18 protein-coding genes are annotated in these 24,271 nt (G+C 68.7%); 7 read left to right on the top strand and 11 right to left on the bottom strand.

Going from position 1 to position 24,271, the window contains the following annotated elements; genetic code table 11:
• Entirely contained in the window at positions 1 to 2,160 is a 2,160-nt protein-coding gene (locus AB0N61_RS05615; RefSeq protein WP_363362363.1) for a 3-hydroxyacyl-CoA dehydrogenase NAD-binding domain-containing protein, read from the top strand.
• A gap of 47 nt (positions 2,161 to 2,207) precedes the next feature.
• Here the strand turns inward: AB0N61_RS05615 and AB0N61_RS05610 are convergent, their stop codons facing one another.
• Genes AB0N61_RS05610 through AB0N61_RS05600 form a run of 3 tightly spaced genes read right to left on the bottom strand, consistent with a single transcriptional unit; the run spans position 2,208 to position 6,392 of the window.
• Positions 2,208 to 3,860, bottom strand: coding sequence for a GMC family oxidoreductase (locus AB0N61_RS05610; protein WP_363362361.1), 1,653 nt, complete (start codon positions 3,858 to 3,860; stop codon positions 2,208 to 2,210).
• Positions 3,857 to 4,768: a YegS/Rv2252/BmrU family lipid kinase gene (locus AB0N61_RS05605; protein WP_363362359.1), complete on the bottom strand. Its 912-nt coding sequence runs from the start codon at positions 4,766 to 4,768 to the stop codon at positions 3,857 to 3,859. The genes AB0N61_RS05610 and AB0N61_RS05605 overlap by 4 nt, the downstream gene beginning before the upstream one ends.
• Before the next feature lies 1 nt (position 4,769).
• Positions 4,770 to 6,392 (bottom strand): FAD-binding oxidoreductase, encoded by a 1,623-nt coding sequence (locus tag AB0N61_RS05600; protein ID WP_363362357.1) that lies wholly within the window; start codon positions 6,390 to 6,392, stop codon positions 4,770 to 4,772.
• A 20-nt stretch (positions 6,393 to 6,412) separates the two neighbouring features.
• Here AB0N61_RS05600 and AB0N61_RS05595 point away from each other — a divergent pair, with 20 nt between their 5' ends.
• The 3 genes from AB0N61_RS05595 to AB0N61_RS05585 all read left to right on the top strand — a co-directional run bounded on the left by AB0N61_RS05595 (position 6,413) and on the right by AB0N61_RS05585 (position 9,291).
• Positions 6,413 to 7,021 (top strand): TetR/AcrR family transcriptional regulator, encoded by a 609-nt coding sequence (locus AB0N61_RS05595; RefSeq protein ID WP_363362355.1) that lies wholly within the window; start codon positions 6,413 to 6,415, stop codon positions 7,019 to 7,021.
• Positions 7,018 to 8,454 carry a glycerol-3-phosphate dehydrogenase/oxidase gene (locus AB0N61_RS05590; protein WP_363362353.1) on the top strand — a complete coding sequence of 479 codons (1,437 nt, stop codon included), beginning with the start codon at positions 7,018 to 7,020 and terminating at the stop codon, positions 8,452 to 8,454. The genes AB0N61_RS05595 and AB0N61_RS05590 overlap by 4 nt, the downstream gene beginning before the upstream one ends.
• 141 nt (positions 8,455 to 8,595) lie before the next feature.
• Positions 8,596 to 9,291 (top strand): SPFH domain-containing protein, encoded by a 696-nt coding sequence (locus AB0N61_RS05585; protein ID WP_363362351.1) that lies wholly within the window; start codon positions 8,596 to 8,598, stop codon positions 9,289 to 9,291.
• Between the two features lie 57 nt (positions 9,292 to 9,348).
• On the opposite strand, the gene dxs is transcribed toward AB0N61_RS05585, so the two are convergent.
• The 5 genes from dxs to dut all read right to left on the bottom strand — a co-directional run bounded on the left by dxs (position 9,349) and on the right by dut (position 16,232).
• Positions 9,349 to 11,289, bottom strand: a complete 1,941-nt coding sequence (dxs, locus tag AB0N61_RS05580; protein WP_363362349.1) for a 1-deoxy-D-xylulose-5-phosphate synthase — start codon at positions 11,287 to 11,289, stop codon at positions 9,349 to 9,351.
• A 167-nt stretch (positions 11,290 to 11,456) separates the two neighbouring features.
• Entirely contained in the window at positions 11,457 to 14,294 is a 2,838-nt protein-coding gene (locus AB0N61_RS05575; RefSeq protein ID WP_363362347.1) for an aconitate hydratase, read from the bottom strand.
• 153 nt (positions 14,295 to 14,447) lie between these two features.
• Positions 14,448 to 15,182 carry a DUF3159 domain-containing protein gene (locus tag AB0N61_RS05570; RefSeq protein WP_363362345.1) on the bottom strand — a complete coding sequence of 245 codons (735 nt, stop codon included), beginning with the start codon at positions 15,180 to 15,182 and terminating at the stop codon, positions 14,448 to 14,450.
• Positions 15,179 to 15,766, bottom strand: coding sequence for a DUF3710 domain-containing protein (locus tag AB0N61_RS05565; RefSeq protein WP_363362343.1), 588 nt, complete (start codon positions 15,764 to 15,766; stop codon positions 15,179 to 15,181). Before AB0N61_RS05565 ends, AB0N61_RS05570 begins: the two co-directional genes overlap by 4 nt.
• On the bottom strand, positions 15,759 to 16,232 hold the full coding sequence (gene dut, locus AB0N61_RS05560; protein WP_185274837.1) for a dUTP diphosphatase: 474 nt from the start codon (positions 16,230 to 16,232) through the stop codon (positions 15,759 to 15,761). The genes AB0N61_RS05565 and dut overlap by 8 nt, the downstream gene beginning before the upstream one ends.
• 12 nt (positions 16,233 to 16,244) lie before the next feature.
• Here dut and AB0N61_RS05555 point away from each other — a divergent pair, with 12 nt between their 5' ends.
• Positions 16,245 to 16,709, top strand: coding sequence for a DUF3093 domain-containing protein (locus tag AB0N61_RS05555; protein ID WP_363362341.1), 465 nt, complete (start codon positions 16,245 to 16,247; stop codon positions 16,707 to 16,709).
• Between the two features lie 80 nt (positions 16,710 to 16,789).
• Here the strand turns inward: AB0N61_RS05555 and AB0N61_RS05550 are convergent, their stop codons facing one another.
• Positions 16,790 to 17,083 carry a DUF4193 domain-containing protein gene (locus AB0N61_RS05550; protein ID WP_167943181.1) on the bottom strand — a complete coding sequence of 98 codons (294 nt, stop codon included), beginning with the start codon at positions 17,081 to 17,083 and terminating at the stop codon, positions 16,790 to 16,792.
• 196 nt (positions 17,084 to 17,279) lie between these two features.
• On the opposite strand from AB0N61_RS05550, the gene sepH reads away from it, so the two are divergent.
• Positions 17,280 to 18,314, top strand: coding sequence for a septation protein SepH (gene sepH / locus AB0N61_RS05545; protein ID WP_363362339.1), 1,035 nt, complete (start codon positions 17,280 to 17,282; stop codon positions 18,312 to 18,314).
• A 27-nt stretch (positions 18,315 to 18,341) separates the two neighbouring features.
• Here the strand turns inward: sepH and AB0N61_RS05540 are convergent, their stop codons facing one another.
• Positions 18,342 to 19,463, bottom strand: coding sequence for a nucleotide pyrophosphatase/phosphodiesterase family protein (locus AB0N61_RS05540; protein ID WP_363362337.1), 1,122 nt, complete (start codon positions 19,461 to 19,463; stop codon positions 18,342 to 18,344).
• A 59-nt stretch (positions 19,464 to 19,522) separates the two neighbouring features.
• On the opposite strand from AB0N61_RS05540, the gene AB0N61_RS05535 reads away from it, so the two are divergent.
• Positions 19,523 to 21,964, top strand: a complete 2,442-nt coding sequence (locus AB0N61_RS05535; protein ID WP_363362335.1) for a DNA topoisomerase IV subunit A — start codon at positions 19,523 to 19,525, stop codon at positions 21,962 to 21,964.
• A gap of 24 nt (positions 21,965 to 21,988) precedes the next feature.
• On the opposite strand, the gene AB0N61_RS05530 is transcribed toward AB0N61_RS05535, so the two are convergent.
• On the bottom strand, positions 21,989 to 24,091 hold the full coding sequence (locus tag AB0N61_RS05530) for a DNA topoisomerase IV subunit B (protein ID WP_363362333.1): 2,103 nt from the start codon (positions 24,089 to 24,091) through the stop codon (positions 21,989 to 21,991).
• Positions 24,092 to 24,271 lie beyond the last annotated feature (180 nt).

Genomic DNA, 24,271 nt, shown 5'->3' with positions numbered 1-24,271 from the left:
ATGGCACATTCGATTTCCGAGCAGTACGCGAACGTCGACTTCTCGCCCATCCAGGCGCTCACCGACGGCGAGGTGATCACCCGCTCCCCCGTGCGCGACATCCGTCTCGCCTCCGGCAAGGTCCTGGCGCTGATCACCCTCGACAACGGCCGTGACCACACACGTCCGAACACCCTCGGGCCGGCGACGCTCACCGCTCTCGGTGAGACGCTGGACGGCCTCGCCGCTCGCGCGGCAGCCGGGGAGATCCAGGCCGTCGGCATCACGGGCAAGCAGTACATCCTCGCCGCAGGGGCTGATCTCTCGGACATCAGCAAGGTCGGCTCGCGTGACAACGCCCGCCTGATCGCGCAGCTCGGCCACAAGGTGCTGGGAAAGCTCGGCGAGCTCGGAGTGCCGTCCTTCGCCTTCGTGAACGGCCTCGCACTCGGAGGCGGGCTCGAGATCGCACTCAACTCGAGCTACCGCACGGTCGACGCGTCCGCCGCGGCGATCGCGCTCCCCGAGGTCTTCCTCGGGATCATCCCCGGCTGGGGCGGCGCCTACCTGCTGCCGAACCTGATCGGGATCGAGAACGCGCTCGACGTCGTCATCTCGAATCCGCTCAAACAGAACCGCATGCTGAAGCCGCAGCAGGCGTTCGACCTGGGCATCGTCGACGCGATCTTCCCCGCCGCGAACTACCTCGAGAATTCGCTGGCCTGGGCCGACGCCGTCCTCGGCGGCAAGAAGGTCGAGCGCAGGAACGAGCCGGGCAAGATCGAGCGACTGACGAAGTGGCCGATCGCCATCAAGATGGCGCGCGGCATGCTCGAGTCGAAGATCGGCACCGTCCCGAAGTCGCCGTACGCCGCACTCGAACTGCTCGACAAGGCGAAGAGCGGCACGAAGGCGGAGGGTTTCGCGCGGGAGGACGAGGCGCTCGCCGAGCTCGTCACGGGCGACCAGTTCGCGGCATCCATGTACGCGTTCGACCTCGTGCAGAAGCGTGCCAAGCGTCCCGTCGGCGCACCGGACAAGGCCCTCGCCAAGAAGGTCACCAAGGTCGGCATCATCGGCGCCGGCCTCATGGCGAGCCAGTTCGCGCTCCTGTTCGTGCGGAAGCTCCAGGTGCCGGTGCTCATCACCGACCTCGACCAGGCGCGCGTCGACAAGGGCGTCGCCTACATCCACGAGGAGATCGGCAAGCTCGAGGGCAAGGGTCGCCTGGACGCAGACTCCGCGAACAAGCTGCGTGCGCTCGTGACCGGGACGACCGACAAGAGCCTGTACGCGGACTGCGACTTCGTCATCGAGGCCGTGTTCGAGGAGGTCGGGGTCAAGCAGCAGGTGTTCGGCGAGATCGAGAAGATCATCGCCGAAGATGCGATCCTGGCGACCAACACGTCATCGCTCTCGGTCGAGGAGATCGGCGCCCAGCTCGCGCACCCCGAGCGCCTTGTCGGGTTCCACTTCTTCAACCCGGTCGCGGTGATGCCGCTGATCGAGATCGTGAAGACGCCTGTGACGTCCGAGGGTGCGCTGTCGACCGCGTTCGTGGTCGCGAAGAACCTGGGCAAGAACGCGGTGCTCACCGCCGACGCGCCGGGCTTCGTCGTCAACCGCCTGCTGGCCAAGGTCATGGGCGAGGCCGCTCGAGCCGTGTACGAGGGGACCCCGATCACGGATGTCGAGAAGGCGTTCGCACCTCTCGGACTCCCGATGGGCCCCTTCCAGCTGATCGACCTGGTCGGATGGAAGGTCGCCGCCCATGTGCAGGACACCATGGCTCACGCGTTCCCCGACCGCTTCTACGCGAACGAGAACTTTCACGCGCTGGCAGAACTCGACGCGGTCATCGAGAAGGACAAGGGCGGTCGTGTGACCGGCTGGACGAAGCAGGCCGAGAAGCTGCTCAAGCCCGCCGTCGGCAAGACCCCCGCGGCGGCCCAGACGATCCTCGAGCGGGTGCAGGACGGCCTCGCGAGTGAGATCAAGCTCATGCTGGACGAGGGGGTCGTGCCGGAGGTCGAGGACATCGACCTGTGCCTCATCCTCGGCGCGGGCTGGCCCTTCATCGATGGTGGGGCCTCGCCCTACCTCGACCGTGAGGGCGCCTCCCAGCGCGCATTCGGGGGCGAGTTCCACACCCCGCAGATCCGCGGCATCGCGCACCGCTGACCTGGACACCGGAGGGGGTCGCCATCTGGCGGCCCCCTCCGGTGCGTCTACGGTGTCGGACGCTCGTCGCGCTCACCCGAACGCGGCCAGAACGACATCGCCCGCTCAGCGAGCGCGGTGATGGTCAGCGACGGGTTGACCCCGGGATTCGCCGGCACCGCTGCGCCGTCGACGACGTGCAGCCCCGGGTGGCCCCACACTCGATGGAATCGATCGACCACTCCCGTCTCGGGTGAGCCGGAGATCACCGCCCCGCCGAGGAAGTGGGCAGTGAGCGGGATGCCGAAGATCTCCGGCCAGGAACCACGGGCCTCCGCCGGCACTCCGCCCTCCTTCTCGACCCGCGCCGCGATCGCCGCCGCGGCGCGATGAGCCTGCGGGAGATGACTGGGGTTCGGTTCGCCGTGACCCTGCGCGCTGGTCATGACCACTCGTCCGAATCCGCGGCGAAGCGACAGCGTGAGCGAGTTGTCGAGCGTCTGCATCACGAGGGCGATGATGCCTCGTTCACTCCAGCGTCGCAGAGATCCCAGGCGCATCTGGCGAATGGGCGCGCGCACGGACTGTCCCAGCAGATGTCCGAGGCGGCCTCCGAGACCGCGGTCGCCCGGCACCATCGGCGAAGCCAGCGCGCCCATCAGGTTCGACCCCGGTCCGTATCGGACATTCTCGACGTGGGTGTTCTCGTCGATGTGGAACGAGGTCGTGATCGCCACGCCGCGCGCGAGGTCGAGCGACGCCGGAACGGCGACGGCGACGGCACCGTCGAGCGCCTCCGAGTTGGTCCGCGTGAGGCGACCCACCGCATCCGAGACCCGGGGCAGCGCGCCGGAGCGCTTCATCCGGTGCAGCAGCTGCTGCGTGCCCCAGGTGCCCGCTGCGAGCACCACCTGACGTGCCCTCACGGTGCGACGGTCGTGCCGGAACCACGCCCCGCTTCGCTCCGTCGTCACGGCGAACCCGCCGCCGGCGAGCTGGCGCACCTCGGTGACGGTGCGCAGCGCCTCGACGACCGCACCCCTCTTCTCCGCCAGCGCCAGGTAGTTCTTCACGAGCGTGTTCTTGGCTCCGACACGGCATCCGACCATGCAGTTGCCGCAGAGTGTGCACCCTGTCCGGTCAGGACCCGCCCCTCCGAAGAACGGGTCGGGTGTGCGCACTCCCGGTGTGCCGAAGAAGACCCCGACCGGCGCGTGCCGAAACGTGCCGCCGACGCCGAGGTCGTCGGCGGCTCCCGCCATGATGCGCTCCACGGGGCCCGTGAGCGGGTAGCGCTCGACCACCCCCAGCATCCGCTTCGCCGTCGAGTAGTGCGGCGACAGCTCGGCCTCCCAGTCCGCGAGAGCGCCCCACTGCGGATCGGCGAAGAATGCTCCGCCCGGCTGATACAGCGTATTGGCGTAGTTGAGCGACCCTCCGCCCACGCCCGCCCCGGCGAGGATCATCACGTGCGGCAGGCGATGGATGCGCTGGATGCCGAAACAGCCGAGCCTGGGTGCCCACAGATAGCGGCGGACGTCCCAGCTCGTCTTCGCGAAGTCCTCGTCCTCGAAGCGTCGGCCCGCCTCGAACACACGGACCCGGTAGCCCTTCTCGACCAGCCGCAGCGCGGCGACCGATCCGCCGAATCCTGAGCCGATCACGACGACGTCCTCGTCGAAGGTCTCGGGATCGTGCGCGACACTCGAGACGCCGCTCATCGTGGCGCTCCGGCATCCGAGGGGACGAGGATCGTCAACGCAGAGCGCCGGATTCCGATCGTGCATTCGTCTTCAGCGATCCGCTCTCCGTCGGCATAGACGACGAGCCCCGGCGCGCTCACCGTCACAGTGCGAGCCCGCCGACGGGTGACCTCGGGCCGCGTCAGATGCGCACCGCGGAGCAGGAGCGGGAACAGCCGCAGCAGTCGCAACCGGGTCAGCGGCGCGACGTGCACGATGTCCAGCATCCCGTCGTCTGCTGTGGCGCCCGCGCACAAGGGCATGCCACCTCCGTAGCTCGCCGTGTTGCCCACCGCGACGAGCGTTCCCGGCACGCGAGCAGGATCGGCGCCCTCGAGGGCGACGGTGAAGTCCATCGGCCGCAGCCGGACGAGTTCCACGACCAGCGCCAGGTAGTAGCGAAGCACGCCGTGCGGCCAGCGCAGGCGATTCGTGCGGTCGCTCACCTTCGCGTCGAACCCGAGAGCGGCGATCGTCAGGAACAGATCGACTCGGCCGGCCGTCTGGACCTCGCCGACATCGATCGTGCGTGGCACACCCGTGAGGGCGAGCTCGGCCGCTGCGACGGGGTCGCGGCGCGGCAGCGCCAGGGCTCGAGCGAGGTCGTTCCCGGTGCCTGCCGGCACGAGGACCACAGGCACGCCCGCGTCGCACACCGCATCGAGGACGCCGGACAGTGTGCCGTCTCCGCCGACCACGACGAGCACCCGGGGGCGTTCCTCGAGCGCGCGGCCGACGAGCGCCCGACTCGCTGCGGCCGATTCCCCTGCGTATGCCCGAACGTCAGCCCCGCGGGAGCGCAGGTGCGCCAGCGCGGCCTCGGATGCATGGGCGCCACGCCCCTTTCCCGCCGACGGATTCGACAGCACCGCGATGTGCTCGGCCACGTCAACGCGACCGATCCGACGGGATGACGGCGCCCGGATTCAGGATGCATGTTGGATCGAGCTCCCGCTTGATCGCCGCGAGGATCCGCACCCCCGTCTCTCCGATCTCCTGCTCCAGCCACGCGGCATGGTCACGACCGACCGCGTGGTGATGGCTGATGGTGCCGCCCGCGGCGAGGATCGCATCATTCGCCCGCCCTTTGACCGCCGCCCACGTGTCCAGGGGGTCGGAGCGGATGTTCGCGATCACCGTGAAATAGAGCGAGGCGCCGGTGGGATAGACGTGCGAGACGTGGCACATGACGTACGACCGGGCGCCGACCTCCTCGAATCCCGCTCGGAGTGCCGCAGTGACCTCCGCTCTCAGGTGCAGCAGGTTCGACCAGGTGGTCGCGGTCTCGAGCGTCTCGCAGAACACCCCCGCGTCCAGCAGCGAATCACGCAGGTACGGACCGTCGAAGCGCCCGTCCAGCCAGTCCTCGGCGGCGCGCTCCCCCGACGACACGCCACCGACCGCCTCGAAGATCGCTGAGGTGCGCGCTCGCCGTGCGGCGATGTCGTCGCCCTCGTAGACGGTGATGACGCTCGCCCCTTTCGCGAGCGCCTTCCCGATCCGGCCGAGCTGGGCGAGGCTGACCGCGGTCTCCGCCTCGTCTGACAGACGGAGCACGGTCGGGCCGCCGCCGCGTTGCGTCACACGGCGGAGCCCCTCGACGCCCTGCGTGAAGTCTGCGAAGCTCCAGGCTTCGAAGAGACGGTCGTGGGGCACGCGGTGGACTCGGACCCTCACTTCGGTGATCACGCCGAAGATGCCCTCCGAGCCCAGGAAGACGCGGATCAGGTCGGGGCCGGCTGCAGAGCCCGGCGACCGCCCGAGATCGATGTCGCCGGTCGGCGTCGCGACTCTGAGGCCAGTGACCATGGAGTCGAACCGCCCGTATCCCGCCGAACTCTGACCGGACGAGCGCGCAGCCGCGAACCCTCCGATCGTCGCGTAGCGGAAGCTCTGCGGATAGTGGCCGAGCTCGAATCCTCTCGCTGCCAGCAGCGCCTCGGCGTCCGGCCCTGTCGTTCCGGCCGCGAGGGTCGCCTCGCCGCTCACCTCATCGAGACGCAGCAGACCGGAGAGCCGACGCAGATCGAGGCTGACGACCGCTCGGTGCGTGCCGCGCTCGGGCTCCAGGGCGCCGACCACGCTCGTTCCGCCACCGAAGGGGATCACGGCGATCCTGCGGTCGGCGCACACCCGGAGCAGGGCCGCGACCTCATCATGGCTCCCCGGCAGCACGACGGCATCCGGCGACGCCTGCTGCCGCTCGCGCCGCCTGAGCAGGTCCGGAGTCGAGCGTCCACCGGCATGGCGGATACGCGCCTCACTCGAGGTGTCGACGCGCTCGGCGCCGACCACGTCAGCCAGCGCCTGCCGATCGTCATCACGCAGCGACGACGGTTCGAGGCTCACCTCGGCGAGCTCCACCGCCGGCGCGGGCTTTTGCACCCGTCCGAGCAGCAGCGGCAACAGCATCCGCACGGCGCGCGGCAGATCTGAAGCCCTGGCCGGGTCACCCCAGCCGTTCCATCGCATGACCGAGGTCACGGCGACCCTGCCGCTCTCTGAGCTCATGCGTTACAGTGTGACACATCATGGAAGAACGTCAAGGAGTCCTCGAGGCGGTGTCCGACGGCGGCCCCGAATGGGATCTCACCCAGTCGCGTATCCTCGATGCCGCCGACGCGCTGATCAGTCGCCGTGGTGTGCATGGCGTGACGATCGCGGAGCTCGCGCGGCGCGCCGGGCACAGCCGCCCGACGATCTACCGCAGCTGGAACGACGCCGACGATGTCGTGCGCTCGGCTCTCCTGCGGCGCGTCTCCATGATCCTCGCGGAGTTCCCCGCCCATACCCGCACCCGGCAGGGCCTCGTCGACGACGTGCTGCGCTTCTCCACGCTCTTCCGCGCCGACGATGTGTACGGCAGGCTCCTCGCCGACGAGCCTGAGGCGTTCACCCGCTACACGCTGCAGCGGGTGGGATCGAGCCAACGCCTGATCCTGAGCTGGCTGGCGACCGCGATCGCAGCGGCGCAGGAGGGAGGATCGGCGAGACAGGGCGATCCCGGCGAGATCGCCGTCATGCTGCTGCTCATCGCCCAGTCGGCCGTGCTCTCGCACGGAACGGTCTCGGAGCTTCTCTCCGAAGCGTCCTGGGAGCGCGAGCTCCGCGCAGCACTCGACGGTCTCCTGCGGCCATGACCGCGCACTCCCCCGACCTCAACGTCGCGCGTCGGGCAGCGGAACTCGCACGCGCCGCGGAGCAGACCGTCGACGTCCTGGTGATCGGCGGAGGCATCACGGGCGCGGGGGTCGCACTCGACGCCGCTTCTCGGGGACTGAGCGTCACTCTTCTCGAGGCCGAGGACCTCGCGTTCGGCACCAGCCGGTTCAGTTCGAAACTGGTGCACGGCGGGCTCCGGTATCTCGCCACCGGCGATGTGGCCACAGCGAAGGAGAGCGCGTTCGAGCGTCACCTGCTGATGACCCGGATCGCACCGCATCTCATCCGCCCCCTCGCCCAGCTGCTGCCGTTCACGGCCGGAGTGTCGACCCGCCAGCGAGCAGCGGGCGTCGTCGGGATGACCCTGGGCGATCTGCTGCGGATCAGAGCCGGCACACCACGTCGCTACTTGCCGCCACCACGTCTCGTCTCGTCCCGAACCGCCAAGCGCCTCTTCCCCTCCCTCTCCGACGAAGGGCTGAGCGGAGGAATGCTCTCGTACGACGGGCAGCTGATCGACGACGCCCGTCTCGTCGTGACGGTCGCCAGGACCGCGGCCAGCCACGGCGCCCACATCCTCACACGGGTGCGAGCACTCGCTCTGCGCGCTGATGGCGCGACCGCCGAAGACATGCTGACGGGCGAGCGCCTGGACGTGCGCGCCCGGTCGGTCGTCAATGCCACCGGAGTCTGGGCCGGGAGCCTGGACGAGTCGATCACCGTGCGGCCCAGCCGCGGGACACACATCGTGCTCGATGCGGCTGACCTGGGCGACCCGTGCGGCGCGCTCACGATTCCGCACGAGGGTTCGATCAGTCGTTACGTGTTCGCCCTGCCGCAGCAGCAGGGGCGGGTGATCGTCGGGCTCACCGATGAGGATGCGCCGGGTCCTGTGCCCCGCGTGCCTGAGGCGACGGAGGGCGAGATCGACTTCCTTCTCACGACCCTGAACCGCGCGCTGTCGGCCCCGATCACCCGGGCGCAGGTCAGGGGATCCTTCGCGGGTCTGCGCCCTCTCGTCGACACCGCGGGAAGGGCGACGGCCGACATCTCCCGCCGGCATCTGGTCGACGTCTCCGCGCACGGCGTCGTCACCGTGCTCGGAGGAAAGCTGACCACCTACCGGCGCATGGCGGAGGAGGCGGTCGACCTCGCCGTGGCATCGGCCGGACTCACAGCCGACGCAAGCCGCACAGCCTCCCTCCGCCTGACGGACACAGCCGGGGCGGTCGCAGACCGGCGACGCATCTCTCGCGCGATCATCGAGTTCGCCGTCCGCGCGGAGGGCGCGATGACTGCCGACGATGTCCTCGATCGCCGCACCCGGATCGGCCTCGTCGACGATGACAGGGAGCAGCATCGGGCATATGTCGAGTCGGTCGTCGCCGAGGTCCTCTCGACACTCCCCTGACCGCGCTGCGCCGGCGTCACCACGGCACACCGTATCCGCTTCGCGGCACGTCGGATAACGGGCGCCGAACAGCGCATGAACACCTGCGCCCGCACCCCGAAGAGGTCACTCGGAGCCTGATCGAGGGGGCACAGTGGTGCCATGGACATGCTCCTCTCGATGTTGGGCGGCAAAGGAATGTCGGGGCTCTTCAAGACCGGCACGGCCATTCTCACGATCCTCCTGGTCGTGCCGGCGCTGCTGAAGATCTTCATCGTCACTGTCGACGAGGGGTGGGCTGCGATCCGCACACGCAACGGCAAGCCGATCATCCGGAACCGACCGCAGCGTCGTCCCACCTCCCGCGGCGGAGCAGTCGGCGAGGTCGTCGTGCTGGATCCCGGTTCCCACGGTGCGTTCCCTCTGTTCTACTGGTACCGGCTCATCGATGTGCGCTGCCGGGCCACCGATCTGCCCGCGCGGGAGATGACCGGCGCGAACGGCCGTCAACATCGCGTGCACGCGTCGTTCGAGTGGCGACCCATCCCGACCGGACGAGACCTCAGGGTGTTCGAACTCGACGTCGTCAACGTCGCCGAACGCGCCTCGCACATCGTGGGCGCGGCGCTGCGCGACGTCATCCGCGGACTCGACGCCGCAGAGCTGCCCCACAACGACGAGATCAACACCCGGGTGATCACGGCCAGTGCCGAGGACGTACGCCGCGCGTGCGGCGTCGAACTGGTGCGCGTCATGGTCACCGGCGATGCGCTCACCGACGGCTACCTGCTCTCCGCGGCGCTCCGCGACGCCGATCGCGGCGCACAGGCTGTCGCCGCCCTCCACGCGCTGAACTGATCGCCCCCTGTCTGCCGCGGCGACCGTCAGCCGCCCTGGCGCGGAACTCGGCCGGTGTCAGCCCCGTTCGTGCAGCGGCAGATCGATGGTCCCGCTCGATCCCGCGTCCCGAGCGACGGGGATGCGGGTGCCGAGCACCTGCGAGACGACGTCCTGTGCGATCTTCGACGCCGTGAGGCCGGCGTCGGCGAGGATCTGGTCCCGAGACGCGTGGTCGATGAACTCGTCGGGAAGCCCCAGCTCGTCGACCGCCGTGTCGATGCCGGCCTCGCGAAGCACCTGACGAACGCGCGTGCCGATCCCACCGACACGGATGCCGTCCTCGATGGTGATGACGAGACGGTGACGCGCCGCCATGCTCACGATCGACGGCTGCACCGGGATCGCCCAGCGCGGATCGATCACCGTGGCGCCGATGCCCTGCGCGCGCAGGCGCTCCGCCACGTCCATAGCGAGCGCGGCGAACGGGCCGATGCCGATGAGCAGCACATCCTCGGACTCGCCCCGGGCGAGCACATCGACCCCGTCGTGGAGGCGCTCGATCGCCGGCAGGTCCGCCGCGACATCACCCTTCGGGAACCGGATGACGGTCGGCGCATCGTCGACGAGCACCGCTTCGTCGAGAGCCTCCTGCAGGCGCGCGCCGTCACGCGGCGCGGCGATACGGATGTGCGGGACGATCTGCAGCATCGCGAGGTCCCACATCCCGTGGTGGCTGGGTCCGTCGGGACCGGTGACTCCGGCGCGGTCGAGCACGAAGGTCACGCCCGCCCGATGCAGAGCGACGTCCATGAGCACCTGGTCGAACGCGCGCCCCATGAAGGTGGCGTAGACCGCGACCACGGGGTGCAGACCCCCGAAGGCGAGACCTGCCGCAGAGGCCACCGCGTGCTGCTCGGCGATGCCCACGTCGTACACCCGATCGGGGAAGCGCTCGGCGAAGGGCGCGAGGCCCGTCGGTCGCAGCATCGCCGCGGTCATCGCGATGACATCGCTGCGACGCTCCCCGATCGCCACGAGCGACTCGGAGAACACATCCGACCATCCCGTTCCGCTCGAGGAGAGGGTCTCGCCCGTCGCCGGGTCGATGCGCCCGACAGCGTGGAACTGGTCGGCCTCATCGTCGCGAGCCGGCTGGTAGCCGCGGCCCTTCTCGGTGATCGTGTGCACGATCACCGGCGCACCGTAGGACTTCGCGAGCTCGAGCGTCTCGAGCAGAGCCGGCAGATCATGCCCGTCGACAGGGCCGAGGTACTTGATGTCGAGGTTCGAGTACAGTGCCTCGTTGTTCGTGAATCGCGAGAGGAATCCGTGCGTGCCGCCGCGGACCCCGCGGAACACCGCACGGCCCACGGGACCGAACGCACGGAACAGCCGGTCCGACTTGTGGTGCAGGTCCTTGTAGGCCGCAGCGGTGCGCACCCGGTTGAGGAACCGCGACATGCCGCCTATGGTCGGCGCGTATGAGCGGCCGTTGTCGTTCACGACGATCACGAGGTTGCGGTCGTTGTCGTCGGAGATGTTGTTGAGCGCCTCCCAGGTCATGCCTCCGGTGAGAGCGCCGTCACCGACGACGGCGACGACATGCCGGTCGGCCCGGCCCGTCGCGGTCAGCGCCCGCGAGACGCCGTCGGCCCAGCTGAGCGAGCTCGATGCATGCGAGGACTCGACCACGTCGTGCGGGCTCTCACCACGCTGCGGGTACCCCGCGAGACCGCCGCGCACTCTCAGCGACGAGAAGTCCTGGCGCCCGGTGAGGAGCTTGTGCACGTAGGACTGATGTCCGGTGTCGAAGATGAAGGGATCGTCAGGCGACGAGAAGACGCGGTGCAGAGCGATCGTGAGCTCGACGACACCGAGGTTGGGGCCGAGATGCCCCCCGGTGCGCGACACGTTCTCGACGAGGAACTCGCGGATCTCCCCGGCGAGCTCGATCAGCTGATCCTCGGACAGCGAGTCGAGATCACGGGGTCCTAAGATGCTCGGAAGAATGGGCATCTGCACCTCCTCATAGGCACCGTTCGCGGCGCCGATTCCGGTTCGGACGCCTGGTCGATCCTACCCCGGGCACCCGGGAAAGCTCGGAGAACCGGCTCCCCTTGACACCGGGGCCGAGACGCGGAAAGGGCCCGGCTCCGAAGAACCGGGCCCCTCCGATCGGTGGATCAGACCAGCGAACGCAGCACGTACTGCAGGATGCCGCCGTTGCGGTAGTAGTCCGCCTCACCGGGGGTGTCGATGCGCACGATCGCGTCGAACTCGACGACCTGCTTGCCCTCGGGCGAGTGCTCACTCGGCGTGGCGGTCACGCGGACCGTCTTCGGGGTCACACCGCTGTTGAGCTCCTCGAGCCCCGAGATCGAGACGATCTCGGTGCCGTCGAGTCCCAGAGACTCCCAGCTCTCGCCGGCCGGGAACTGCAGCGGGACGACGCCCATGCCGATCAGGTTCGAGCGGTGGATTCGCTCGAAGCTCTCGGTGATGACCGCCTTGACTCCGAGAAGGCTCGTGCCCTTGGCCGCCCAGTCACGCGAGGATCCCGAACCGTACTCCTTGCCACCGAAGATGACGAGGGGCGTGCCCTGCTCCTGGTAGTTCATGCTCGCGTCGTAGATGTACGACTGCGGTCCGCCGGGCTGGGTGAAGTCGCGGGTATAGCCACCCTCGACGACCTGGCCGTCGTTGACGGCCGAGACCATCAGGTTCTTCAGGCGGATGTTCGCGAACGTGCCGCGGATCATGACCTCATGGTTGCCTCGACGCGATCCGAAGGAGTTGAAGTCCTTGCGGTCGACGCCGTGCTCGGTGAGGTACTGAGCCGCCGGGGTGCCGGGCTTGATGTTGCCGGCGGGCGAGATGTGGTCGGTCGTGACCGAGTCGCCGAGAGTCGCCATGACGCGTGCGCCCTCGATGTCGCGCACCGGGGTGAGCTCCATCGTCATGCCGTCGAAGTACGGAGCCTTGCGCACGTACGTCGAGTTCTCGTCCCACTGGAAGATGTCGTCGTCCGGGGTGGGCAGGCTCCGCCAGCGCTCGTCACCGTCGAAGACGGTCGCGTACTGCTTGATGAACTGCTCGCGCGAGATCGACGAGTCGACGATCTCCTGCACCTCGTCGGGCGTCGGCCAGATGTCCTTGAGGAACACGTCGTTGCCGTCGGATCCCTTGCCGAGCGCGTCGTTCTCGAAGTCGAAGTGCATCGACCCCGCCAGTGCGTAGGCGATCACCAGCGGCGGGCTGGCGAGGTAGTTCATCTTCACGTCGGGGCTGATGCGTCCCTCGAAGTTGCGGTTTCCCGAGAGGACGGCCGTGACGGCGAGGTCGTGCGAGTTGATCGCCTCGGACACCTCTTCGATCAGCGGTCCGGAGTTTCCGATGCAGATCGTGCAGCCGTATCCGACCGTGTAGAAGCCGAGGCCCTCGAGGTCCTTGTCGAGACCGGACTTCTCGTAGTAGTCGGTGACGACCTTCGAGCCGGGGCCGAGGGTGGTCTTGACCCACGGCTTCTGCTTCAGACCCTTCTCGAGCGCCTTGCGGGCGACCAGGCCCGCAGCGATCATCACCGAGGGGTTCGAGGTGTTGGTGCACGAGGTGATCGCCGCGAGGGTGACCGCTCCGTTGTCGAGGATGTACTTCTCGCCCGACGGCGTGGTGACCGGCACGGGCTTCGACGCGTTCGCCGGGGCACCGCTGTTGATGTGCACCGGACGGGTCGTGCGGGGCTCCTCCTCGCCCGGAACGGCGCCGGGGTCGGACGCGGGGAACGAGTGCTTCGACTCGAGGTCGACCACGTCGTCCGACGTCGAAGCGCTCGCGTACGCCAGGATGTCCTGCTCGAACTGCGACTTCGCGTCGGAGAGCAGGATGCGGTCCTGCGGGCGCTTCGGGCCGGCGATCGACGGCACGACGGTGCCGAGGTCGAGCTCGAGGTACTCGCTGAACACGGGCTCCTGCGTGGCGTCGTGCCACAGCTTCTGCTCCTTGGCGTATGCCTCGACCAGCGCGACGGCCTCGTCGCTTCGACCGGTCAGACGCAGGTAGTCGAGCGTGACGTCGTCGATCGGGAAGATCGCCGCCGTCGAACCGAACTCGGGCGACATGTTGCCGATCGTCGCGCGGTTGGCCAGAGGCACGGATGCCACTCCCTCGCCGTAGAACTCGACGAACTTGCCGACGACGCCGTGCTGGCGCAGCAGGTCGGTGATGGTGAGCACGACGTCGGTGGCCGTGACGCCGGCCGGGATCTCGCCCGAGAGCTTGAATCCGACGACGCGCGGGATGAGCATCGAGACAGGCTGACCGAGCATCGCGGCCTCGGCCTCGATGCCGCCGACGCCCCACCCGAGCACGCCGAGACCGTTGACCATCGTGGTGTGCGAGTCGGTGCCGACACAGGTGTCGGGGTAGGCACGCAGCACGCCGTCGACCTCGCGGTCGTAGATGACCTTGGCCAGGTGCTCGATGTTGACCTGGTGCACGATGCCGGTTCCGGGGGGAACGACCTTGAAGTCGCTGAAGGCCGTCTGGCCCCAGCGCAGGAACTGGTACCGCTCGCCGTTGCGCTCGTACTCGATCTCGACGTTGCGCTCGAGAGCGTTGTCGGAACCGAAGAGGTCGGCGATCACCGAGTGGTCGATGACCATCTCGGCGGGCGAAAGCGGGTTGATCTTGTTCGCGTCGCCACCCAGTGCCGTGACGGCCTCGCGCATGGTCGCGAGGTCGACGATGCAGGGAACACCGGTGAAGTCCTGCATGACCACACGGGCCGGCGTGAACTGGATCTCGGTGCTCGGCTCAGCCGCAGCATCCCACGAACCCAGTGCTTCGATCTGCGCCTTCGTCACATTCGCGCCGTCCTCGGTGCGAAGCAGGTTCTCGAGGAGGACCTTGAGACTGAAAGGGAGCTTGTCGAAACCGGGCACCGTGTCGATGCGGAAGATCTCGTAGTCGGTGCTGCCGACCGTCAGGGTGCTCTTGGCACCGAAGCTGTTCACCGTGGACACGATTCCGTCTCCTTCTATTCGGATGGGAGCGACAGGCGCCTCCATCTTGCTCGCCAGCGAGCCCCTGCGGCTAGCAAGGCAGACCTAACCAGTCTGCTCCGCTCTTCGCCCGGGCGAAAGCCTGCAATTTATCTTGATGTCAAGATAAATCTATCACGTCTGGGCTGTCGTCCCGGCATCGGCACCGCGCGGATACAGCGCGCGTACGACAAGCCAGGTGACGGCGATGAGGGGCGCGAAGAGCGGCAGCCCCATGATGAGCTTCAGCGTGCCCAGGGCGGTCACGTCTCCGGCAAGATACAGCGGCAGCTGCACCGCGAGACGTGCGAAGAACAGAGCGGCCCACGCGACACCGAGCCACAGGAACGCACGACGCTTGCGACGATCGCGCCGCCATGCGGTGCCCTCCCCCATCAGGAATCCGACGGCGATCCCGATCAGCGACCAGCCGATCAGCGCCGAGACGAGCATGCCGGTGCCGTAGACGGCATTCGTGATGAGGCCGGGCACGAAGTTGTCTTCGCCGCGCCCCGTCCACAGTGCGAGCGCGGCGGCGGCCGCCGCGGCGACGAGGCCGCCGATGGCGGCTGACGGTGGCGACTTCTGGATCAGACGCACGACCGTGAACACCGCGGCGAGCCCGACCGACACTCCCAGAGGAATGATCAGCGGCTCGGGCCGGATGGTGAAGAGGATGACGAACGCGAGGCTCGGCAGGACGGATTCGAGAATCCCGCGCCACCCGCCGATCGCGGACCACACCACCTGGTGCGTCGCGCCGCTCTCGTTCGGATCGAGGCCTGCTCGTCGGGCGGCGCCGCCGAGAGCGGCGCCGACGATGTCCGACGCGCTCTGCTCGCGGCCGGGCTCGGGGGCCGGGGCAGTCACGCGGAGCCGGGAGTAGCGGGCATCTTCAGGGGGATCAGGTCGCGCGGGGGCATCGGTGCTCCGCCGCGGACGACGACGATCGACCGGAAGAGGTCCTCGACCTTGGCGGCCGCCTCGAGATTGGATGCGGCGGCTCCGCCGATGACTCCGCGCAGGAACCAGCGGGGCCCGTCGATGCCGATGAAGCGCGCGAGGCGCAGTTCGGAGCCCTCGTTCGCGGCCGCGGGAACCTCGGCGAGAAGCTCCTTGCCGAGGGGGCCGTCGCGCTCCTCGACGCGACCGCCCTGGGTGCGCACCTGATCGCGCAGCTGCACCCGCGTCTCGTCCCAGAGGCCGCCCGAACGCGGTGCGGCGAAGGGCTGCACCTGCAGCGACGAATCGGCGTAGTCCAGCCCGACGGCGACGATCCGCTTGGACTGCTCCTCGACCTCCAGCCGGAGGTTCAGCCCCTCGCGCGGAAGGATCTTGATGCCGCCGAGATCGATGTACGGGCGGACGGGGTTCGCCTCGGAGTCGTCGAAGGGGCCTTGCGTCGCCCGGTCATCCGGGGCCGACTTGGAAGGAGTCGCGTTGTCATCAGTCATTGGTCTGTCCTGCCGAAGGGGAATGGGATCCTGCCTGGTAGCCCGTCGAGCCGAAGCCACCCTCGCCGCGGACGCTCTCTGGCAGCTCCTCGACCGGGATGAAGACCGCCCGGGTCACGGGCATCACGATCAGCTGCGCGATGCGATCGCCGACGGCCACATCGTACGCGCTACGGATGTCGGTGTTGATCAGACTCACCTTGATCTCACCCCGGTAGCCGGCATCCACCGTGCCGGGTGAGTTCACGATCGAGATCCCGTGCTTGGCCGCGAGGCCGCTGCGCGGCACCACGAATGCGGCATACCCCTCGGGCAGGGCGATGCGCACGCCGGTGGCGACGAGCGCCCGCTCTCCGGGCGCCAGGTGCACCGCCTCGGCGGCGACCAGATCGGCTCCCGCATCACCGGGGTGGGCGTAGCCGGGCACCACAGAGGCGATAATGGGGACATCAACGGAATCAGTCACCCCACGAGGCTAATGCAGAACATCGCTCCTGACGCGCGGATCCACTACCGCGAGAGACTGTCCCCCAGCCTGTGGCTGCTGGTGACGGTCGCTCTGGCGGGCCCCATGGTGGCCCTCATCTTCGTGCCCGTCGGCTCGACGATCGCGCTGATAGTGGGGGCAGGCGTCTCTGCTCTGCTCGTGGTCGCCTTCATCGCACTCACCCCCGTCGTCTCGGTCGACGGCGACGTGCTGCGCGCCGGTCGCGCGCACATCGACGCGCGACACCTCGGCACACCCCGGGCGCTGATCGGCGAGGAGGCGCGCCAGGCGCGGGGACCCGATCTGCCCGCACGGGGCTGGCACCTGATCCGTGGCGGGGTCGACGGCGTCGTCGTCGTTCCGAACATCGACCCCGACGACCCCGTCGACACCTGGACCATCTCGTCTCGCACGCCCGATCGCCTCGCCGCAGCGATCCTCGCCGCCCAGCGCTGACCCGCCGTCTTCGCGCCGGAAAGACGACGCGCCCCTGACCGGGCGGTCGGGGGCGCGTGAGTTCTCGCTCTATGGTGCGCTCAGGCAGCGCACTCCTTGCAGATGGGGCCGGAGGCTCCCTCGTGGTCGAGCTGAGAGCGGTGCTTCACGAGGAAGCAGCTCATGCAGGTGAACTCGTCCTGCTGCGCGGGCAGCACGACGACATCCAGCTCGAGGTCGGAGAGGTCCGCTCCCGGGAGGTCGAAGCTGGACGGGTTGTCCGCATCTTCGTCTCCCGAAGAGCCGGAGAGCTTGTCCGGCACACGCTCCTTGAGGGCTTCGATCGACTCAGAGTCGTCTTCACTCTTGCGGGGAGCGTCGTAGTCGGTTGCCATGTGGTGAATCTCCACTTTCATGCGAGTGGGTGGTGCGCCGTCGGGGTAATCGGCGGCCATAGTTTGCATGACCGCGGAGGAATAAGCAAATGCCCGCGGATGCGACAGACCAAACTCACGGCACGCCCAGAGTATTCCCGGTTCTGAGCGACCCCGCGTGACACCATGAACCCACACCCATCAGAGGGGCATTCGCATGGAAAACGTCACCATCGTCGGCACAGAAGCAGGACTGCTCGTACTCGCGACCGAGTCGGGCGAGCGGTTCGCGCTGCCCATCGACGACGTCCTGCACCGCGAGATCCGGCGGGCGACGCGACAGAGCGAGCCGACTGCCCAGCGTCTCGCGGCGAGTCCTCGCGACATCCAGGCTCAGATCCGCGCCGGGCTCACGGCGACTGAGGTCGCCGACCTCCTCGGCATCAGCGTCGACGACGTCGTGCGCTTCGAAGGACCCGTCCTGGCCGAGCGCGAGCACGTCATCGGTCAGGCGCTCGCCGTGCCGGTGCTGATCGGCAGCGACGTCGAACCCGATGCTCAGCCGACGTTCGGCACGGCCATCCGCGCCAAGCTGTCGGAGGTCGAGGCGTCCTCGGAGCGGTGGGCCAGCTGGAAGGACGACAGCGGCTGGATCATCAAGCTCGAGTTCACGGCCAACGAGGTCGACCACGACGCGCGCTGGAGCTTCGATCCCCGCCGCAGTGCGCTCGCCCCTCTCAACGCCGACGCGACCCAGCTGTCGCGCCAGGGTTCGCTGCCGGACGGCCTGATCCCGCGGCTGCGCGCTGTCGAGGCGGAGCGTCAGGCATCGCCGTACAAGGACGACAGCCGCTTCGACTCCGGAGCCTTCGGACCGCGCCTGCTCCCCACCCCCGAATCCGAGGTCGACGACAGCATCGCACCGGAGCGCTCGACGGCCGCGGTGCAGGATGCCGCGATCAAGCGCGCACCGGAGTCGGCGACGACGAGCCCCGAGACCGCCGACCTGCTCGAAGCGCTGCGACGTCGGCGCGGGCAGCGAGAGACCGCCCCGATCCTCGACCAGCAGGACGACGAGAGCGCCGAGCATAATCCCATCGCCTTGTTCGACGCGTTCGACACTGCTCCTGTCGAGAACGATGAGCCGGAACCCGCACCCGAGCCCACGAACGAGGGCAACGGTCGCCGTCGACGCCGCAATGCGATGCCGTCGTGGGACGAGATCGTCTTCGGGGCCCGCACCGACGAATAGAGCGCTCCGGAGCCGGGGCGCCGATGTTCAGCGCGCGAAGGCGCCGAACCTGAGCAGCGGCACCTGGCGCTCTTCCGGAGTGAGGCCGCCGTGCTGGCCGATCATTCCGCGACCGCGCTGATCCGCGGCCGTTCCGTCGTAGACCGCTCCGTTGCCCCGCGCCACGACGAGTACATCGCCGATACGCGATCGGGCGGCCTCGGTGACCTCCCGGCCGAACAGGCCGGAGGCGATCGCCTGATCGCGAGTGCCGACATCGGCCACACCGCCGAGATCACGCGCCCACCGCGCGGCGATGCGCGAGGCGTCGGCATCCGCTTCGACGTACGCGTGCAGCATCCTCGGCTCGCCGCCGATGTGGCGGACTCCCGCCAGGTGCTCGGCCTCGAGGACCACCTGCCGATGCTCCGGCACGTCGAGCATGCCGTGATCCGAGGTCACGAGCACGCCCACACCCGGCGGCACGCGTCGCGAGAGCGCCGCGTCGATCTCTTCGAGCGCCGAGACCCACTGCGCCGAGTCGACGCCGTATCGGTGCCCCGCCTTGTCGGCCTCGGGAAGGTAGCAGTAGACGAGCGAGCCCGGGTGGCGCTCTGCCAGGTCGTAGGCGACCTCGACACGCTCGGCCGGCGTCTGGGCGGCGACGAAGTCGGCCCCGCGCAGCGTCGCCCGCGTGAACCCGCTTCCCGCGTAGGCCGCGATGCCGACCGCATACGTCGGGCGCCCCTCCGCCCTGGCACGCTCGAAGATCGTCGGCACAGCCTGCCATGTCGCCGGGTCCAGCCCGTCCGATTCCCAACCGGTCAGCTGGTTGACCAGGACGTCCCGAGCGGCATCGAGAACCCGATACCCGACCAGACCGTGCTGCCCGGGCCACGCACCCGTGAGGATGCTGGTCAGAGCGGCAGCGGTCGTCGAGGGGAAGACCGAGTGGGCCACATCCTTCTTCGCCATGCCCGCGGTGAGCGCTCTGGCGTGGCCCGCGTGTGCGCGCAGACTGATGGCGCCGAGGCCGTCGACGAGCACGAGGACGACGGATTCGGCCCGTGGCAGCATCGCGGAATCGCCGCGCAGGGCGGCGAACACGTCGTCCGCCACCCCGACGACGCTCCGGGCGGTCGGTGACTCGGACGGTAGAATGAGGGACATCCGAGCCAGTCTGACACAGGCTCCCGTACGCCCTCAGCCTCGCACCATCCAGGATGCCCATGCCGAAGACCCCGCCCGCCGAGCTCGCCCCTGAGCGTATCCAGGACATCGATCTCGAGACGGAGATGCAGGGCTCCTTCCTCGAGTACGCCTATTCGGTGATCTACTCGCGGGCGCTGCCCGACGCTCGCGATGGACTGAAGCCCGTGCAGCGCCGCATCCTCTATCAGATGGCCGAGATGGGCCTCCGCCCCGACCGCGGTCACGTGAAGAGCGCCCGTGTCGTGGGCGAGGTCATGGGAAAGCTGCACCCGCACGGCGACTCGGCGATCTATGACGCCCTCGTCCGCCTCGCCCAGGACTGGGCGTTGCGCGTGCCGCTGGTCGACGGACACGGAAACTTCGGATCGCTCGACGACGGTCCTGCGGCGGCGCGCTACACCGAGGCGCGTCTCGCCTCGCCGGCGATGGCTCTCACCGAGAACCTCGATGAGGACGTCGTCGATTTCATCCCGAACTACGACGGCCAGTTCCAGCAGCCGTCGGTGCTGCCCGCAGCCTTCCCGAACCTCCTCGTCAACGGCGCGAGCGGCATCGCGGTCGGCATGGCGACCAACATGGCGCCGCACAACCTGATCGAGGTCGTCGCCGCCGCCACCCACCTGCTCGAGCACCCCGAGGCGACCACCGAAGAGCTGATGGAGTTCGTCCCCGGACCCGACTTCCCCTCGGGCGGCATCCTGATGGGTCTCGACGGCGTCAAGGACGCCTACGCGACCGGACGCGGGGCGTTGAAGGTGCGCGGCAAGGTCTCTGTCGAGCCCCTCGGACCTCGGCGCACCGGCATCATCGTGTCGGAGCTGCCGTACATGGTCGGACCCGAGCGCCTGATCGAGAAGATCCGCGACGCCGTGCAGTCGAAGAAGCTCCAGGGCATCAGCGACGTGACAGACCTCACCGACCGCAATCACGGTCTGCGCGTCGCGATCGGCATCAAGACCGGGTTCGACCCCAATGCCGTGCTCGAGCAGCTCTATCGGCTCACTCCGCTCGAGGACTCCTTCAGCATCAACAACGTGGCGCTGGTCGACGGCCAGCCCCGGACGCTCGGGCTCAAGGAGATGCTGCGCGTCTACGTCGCACACCGGCTCGAGGTCATCACGCGTCGCAGTCGGTATCGCCTCGCGCGCCGCGAGGAGCGCCTGCACCTCGTCGAGGGACTGCTCATCGCGATCCTCGACATCGACGAGGTCATCCAGGTCATCCGCTCGTCCGACGACTCCGAGCAGGCACGCACGCGACTGCGCTCCGTCTTCGATCTCAGCGAACTGCAGGCCGAGTACATCCTCGAGCTGCGCCTGCGGCGTCTGACGAAGTTCTCCCGCGTCGAACTCGAGACCGAGCGCGACGCGCTGCTGGCCGAGATCGCCAGACTCCGCGATCTGCTGTCCAGCGAGGCTCTGCTCCGCGCGGCCGTGGCCGAGGAGCTGGATGCCGTCGCCGAGGCGTACGGCACTCCTCGCCGCACGCTCCTGATGAACGCCGCACCCCCGAAGCCGCGCGCGACGAAGGGCGCCGTCGACCTGCAGATCGCGGACGCTCCCACGGTTCTCGTGCTGTCCACCACCGGCCGTGCCGTGCGGGTCGACCTCGCCGAGGGCCAGGAGCTCGCGCTGCCGGCCCGACGGAGCAAGCACGACGCGATCCTGACCACCCTCGACACGACCGTTCGTGCGGAGATCGGTGCGCTGACCACAGAAGGTCGGGTGCTGCGCTTCTCCCCCGTCGACCTGCCGTCGGTGCCGTCGTCCTCCGTGCAGCTCGCCGCAGGCGCGCCGCTGCGCGACTACCTCGGGATCACCACCCGCGGCGAACGGATCCTCGCGTTCGTGCGCTTCGACAGCGACGTCCCTCTCGCCATGGGCACCGCGCAGGGAACGGTCAAGCGGATCGTTCCCTCGACGCTGCCTGTGCGTCCCGACCTCGAGGTGATCGGGATGAAGCCGGGCGACACGGTCGTCGGTGCCGTCCAGGCGCCGGACGACGCAGACCTCGTGTTCGTGACCACCGACGCCCAGTTGCTGCGCTTCTCGGCATCTGCCGTGCGCCCCCAGGGGGCGCCGGCCGGCGGCATGGCGGGCATGAAGCTGGGGGCCGGCGCATCGGTGCTGTTCTTCGGCGCCGTGACTCCCGATGCCGACGCCGTCGTCGCCACCGTGTCCGGTTCGGACAGCAGCCTGCCCGGCACCGAACCCGGTCGCGCCAAGGTGACCTCGTTCGCAGAGTACCCCTCGAAGGGACGAGCGACCGGCGGCGTGCGCGCCCACGCCTTCCTGAAGGGCGAGGACCGCCTCATGGTCGCCTGGGTCGGGCCGAGCCCTGCGCAGGCCGTCGATCCGACGGGGGCGGTGCGGAAGCTCCCCGAGCGCGGCGCCCGGCGCGACGCGTCCGGTCAGCCGATCGACGGCGTGATCGGGAGCATCGGCCGCACGCTGGTCTGACCTGCGCGGACGCTGCTCGAGCGATCAGGCGTCGATCGACTCCCTGGAGAGTCGATCGGACGAATCGACGATGAACTCGCGACGAGGGGCGACCTCATTGCCCATCAGAAGCTCGAAGACGCGGCCGGCCGCCTCGGCATCCTCCATGCGAACGCGGCGCAGCAGACGCCCGCCGCGTTCCATGGTGGTCGTGGCGAGCTGCTCCGCGTCCATCTCGCCGAGCCCCTTGTAGCGCTGGATCGGCTCGTGCCAGCGCTTGCCCGACTTGCGCAGTTTGGCGAGAAGCGCGTGCATCTCCTGCTCGCTGTAGGTGTAGATGGTCTCATTGGGCCTGGAGCCCGGGTTCATCACGATCACGCGGTGCAGCGGCGGCACCGCGGCGAACACGCGGCCGTGCTCGATGAGCGGCCGCATGTAGCGGTAGAACAGCGTCAGCAGCAGTGTGCGGATGTGCGCACCGTCGACATCGGCGTCGCTCATCAGGATCACCTTGCCGTACCGGGCGGCGTCGATGTCGAAGCTGCGTCCGGACCCTGCCCCGATCACCTGGATGATCGATGCGCACTCGGCGTTGGAGAGCATGTCGCCCACCGACGCCTTCTGGACATTGAGGATCTTCCCTCGAATGGGCAGCAGAGCCTGGAACTCGCTGTTCCGCGCGTTCTTCGCGGTGCCGAGCGCGGAGTCTCCCTCGACGATGAACAGCTCGCTGCGCTCGACCTCGTTCGTGCGGCAGTCCACGAGCTTGGTCGGGAGGGTCGACGACTCGAGCGCGTTCTTGCGACGCTGGGTCTCCTTGTGGGCACGAGCGGAGACTCGAGCCTTCATCTCGGCCACGACCTTGTCGAGCAGCTGCGTCGCCTGGCTCTTGTCATCGCGTTTGGTCGAGCTGAACCGGGCTGCGAGATCCTTGCGCAGCACCTGCGCGACGATCTGGCGCACCGCCGGGGTGCCGAGGATCTCCTTGGTCTGCCCCTCGAACTGCGGCTCGGGGACGTTGACCGTGAGCACCGCGGTGAGCCCCGCGAGCACGTCGTCCTTCTCGAGCTTGTCATTGCTGCCGACCTTCAGCCGGCGCGCGTTCTGATCGACCTGCGAGCGCAGCGCCTTGAGCAGCTCCTGCTCGAAGCCCTGCTGATGCGTGCCGCCCTTGGGCGTGGCGATGATGTTGACGAACGACCGCGTGGTCGTGTCGTAGCCGGTGCCCCAGCGCATCGCGATGTCGACGGCGCAGACGCGCTCCACCTCTGTCGCGACCATATGGCCGTCGGCCTGCAGGACCGGAACCGTCTCCTTGAAGGTGCCCTCGCCCTGGATGCGCCAGGTGTCCGTGACAGGAGCGTCGTTCGCGAGGTACTCCACGAACTCCGAGATGCCGCCGTCGTAGCGATAGGAGGTCTCGATCGGCTGGACCTCGCCCTCAGCGCTGCCGGCCGCGCGCTCGTCGCGGATCACGATCTCGAGCCCGGGAACGAGGAAGGCGGTCTGACGGGCGCGGGTCACCAGGTCATCGAGCTGGAACGCGGCATCCTTCGTGAAGATCTGCTTGTCCGCCCAGTAGCGGATGCGCGTACCGGTCGTGCCGCGCGGGGCCTTGCCGACGACCCGCAGCTCGCTCTTCTCCTGGAACGGGGTGAACGTCGCGTCCGGGCGCTTCTCGCCGGTGTCGGCGAAGAGTCCGGGCTCGCCGCGGTGGAATGACATGGCATGGGTCTTGCCGCCGCGGTCGACCTCGACGTCGAGCCGCTCCGACAGCGCGTTGACGACCGACGCGCCGACACCGTGCAGACCTCCGGAGGCCGCATACGAGCCGCCGCCGAACTTGCCTCCGGCGTGGAGTTTGGTGAAGACGACCTCGACGCCGGTGAGACCGGTGCGGGGTTCGACGTCCACGGGGATGCCGCGGCCGCGGTCGTGGACCTCGACGCTGCCGTCCGCGTGCAGGATGATGTCGATCTTCGAGCCGTTGCCGGCGACGGCCTCGTCGACGGCGTTGTCGATGATCTCCCACAGGCAGTGCATGAGGCCCGGCGACCCGTTCGAGCCGATGTACATGCCGGGGCGCTTGCGAACGGCCTCGAGCCCTTCGAGCACCTGGAGATGATGGGCGGAATACTCGGCGGTCACAATCTCCGAGTCTATTCGCGATCGCTCTCGCACAGCCGCAGACACTCCCCGTGGTGCCCGAGCGCGGCACCCGTGCGTACGCGCTGAGCGAAACACGCCGCAAACCGGGCATGCGCACAGCTGCAGCGTGGTTGTATTGAACACGCCCAGCCAGCGAACCCGACACTCAAGGAGGCCCCG

The organism is Microbacterium sp. NPDC089320 (assembly GCF_040684875.1).
Classification (GTDB): Bacteria; Actinomycetota; Actinomycetes; order Actinomycetales; family Microbacteriaceae; genus Microbacterium.
The sequence above is the reverse complement of the archived record's forward strand: the minus strand, read 5'-3'. Positions and strand labels throughout refer to the sequence as shown.